This window comes from Methylobacterium brachythecii (assembly GCF_014196345.1).
Classification (GTDB): domain Bacteria; phylum Pseudomonadota; class Alphaproteobacteria; order Rhizobiales; family Beijerinckiaceae; genus Methylobacterium; species Methylobacterium brachythecii.
This window is the reverse complement of the sequence record NZ_JACIDN010000026.1, coordinates 1-1,375: the sequence shown is the minus strand read 5'-3', so window position 1 is coordinate 1,375 and position 1,375 is coordinate 1. Positions and strand designations below refer to the sequence as shown.

The 1,375-nt window shown below is 60.1% G+C and carries 1 protein-coding gene and 1 pseudogene; one reads left to right on the top strand and one right to left on the bottom strand.

Translation table 11 applies throughout. The features are described 5' to 3' along the window. On the bottom strand, positions 1-399 hold a 399-nt coding region (gene rfbC, locus GGR33_RS25685; protein ID WP_183516098.1), incomplete at its 3' end, for a dTDP-4-dehydrorhamnose 3,5-epimerase. 115 nt (positions 400-514) lie between these two features. On the opposite strand from rfbC, the pseudogene GGR33_RS26175 reads away from it, so the two are divergent. Continuing rightward, positions 515-1,161 (top strand): annotated as a pseudogene (locus GGR33_RS26175) (IS3 family transposase); the annotation flags it as partial. Positions 1,162-1,375 lie beyond the last annotated feature (214 nt).

Genomic DNA, 1,375 nt, shown 5'->3' with positions numbered 1-1,375 from the left:
CTTGTAGGCGACCATGGTGTTCGGCTCCAGGGTGCAGAAGCCGTGGGCGAAGCCATGCGGCACGAAGAGCTGCTCGCCGTTCTCGGCATCGAGCCTGACCGCCACGTATTTGCCGAAGGTCGGCGAACCTCTCCGAATGTCCACGGCGACGTCGAGGATCGCCCCGGCAAGCACCTGCACGAGCTTGGCCTGCGCCGCCGGCGGCGTCTGGAAGTGCAGGCCCCGCAGCGTGCCGGCCGGCACCGATAAGGACTGATTGTCCTGCACGAACAGGTTGATGATGCCCGCTTCCGCGAGCTGATCCGCCCGGTATAACTCGGAAAACCAGCCGCGATCATCCCCGTGCCGTCCAGGGATCACACGCTTCACACCAGGAAGCGCTAAATCCAAAACACGCACTATACGGTTCCTCACAAGCTTGTAAGTGTCCTTTCGAGACCGGAAGTGGTCGAATGAACCTCCGCCAGTTTCCGGACACCTCTGATACCCTCCGATGTGAGCGGGAAGGTGTTTGATGGCGGAGACGAGGGGGGAGTTCACACCCGAGTTCAAGCGAGAGGCGGTGGCCTGCTCGAAAGCAGCAGTCGGCCATTAATGCAGATCGCAGCCTAACCTGGGTTTCGACCCTCCATGCTCAAGGCAGTGGCGTATAGGGCGGGAAGGCGTGGTCCCTCGATACTATGGCCAGCAGGATCATCGGCGAGCGCCATGGCATCCCCGCGTCCACCCAAGCTGCCGAGATCGCCTGCCTTGCGGCCTGAACTCGATCACACGTGCATGGAGCGGACGTCCGATAAAAGCAATCGGCATCTTTGTGGAGATGCCGAAGTAAGGGTCGCCTTCATCGAGCAGCATGCAAGCTACCCAAGCCAGTGCGTCTCATGTGCTGTGTGCCCGACGTCTTCCTGAGCGGATATTGCGACTAGCGATTCCGCCCCGAGAGTGCCCAGTCGGTCTCCAACCGTCAACTCCTCGACAACGTCTCGCGCATTCATGCTACGGCATTACAGGCGCAATGGCGCGCCTCGCATTCATGCCGCCCTGCGGGCAGAAGGCCGATCGGCCAGCCGTGGACCGCTGCAGCGCCTGATGCGCAGCCATGGCATCCAGGCCCTCGCAGGCTACCGATCCAGGCATACACGAACAACAGCCGGCACAGATTGATAGATCCAACCAATTATTTCTGTTTCTGGCGTAAATTCAGATGAACACGCCTTTTGACAAAGTAGTGCTAGCCGTACAGCCTCGAACGGCTGGTTCAGCCTTGCTATTGAGGATTGTGAACCGCGCTGGGTTTCCCGGAGGCTCTAATTCTTGAGAGGATGGAGCCATGACGAAGCGAACCTCACCGTATTCCCCTGAGGTCCGTGCCCGC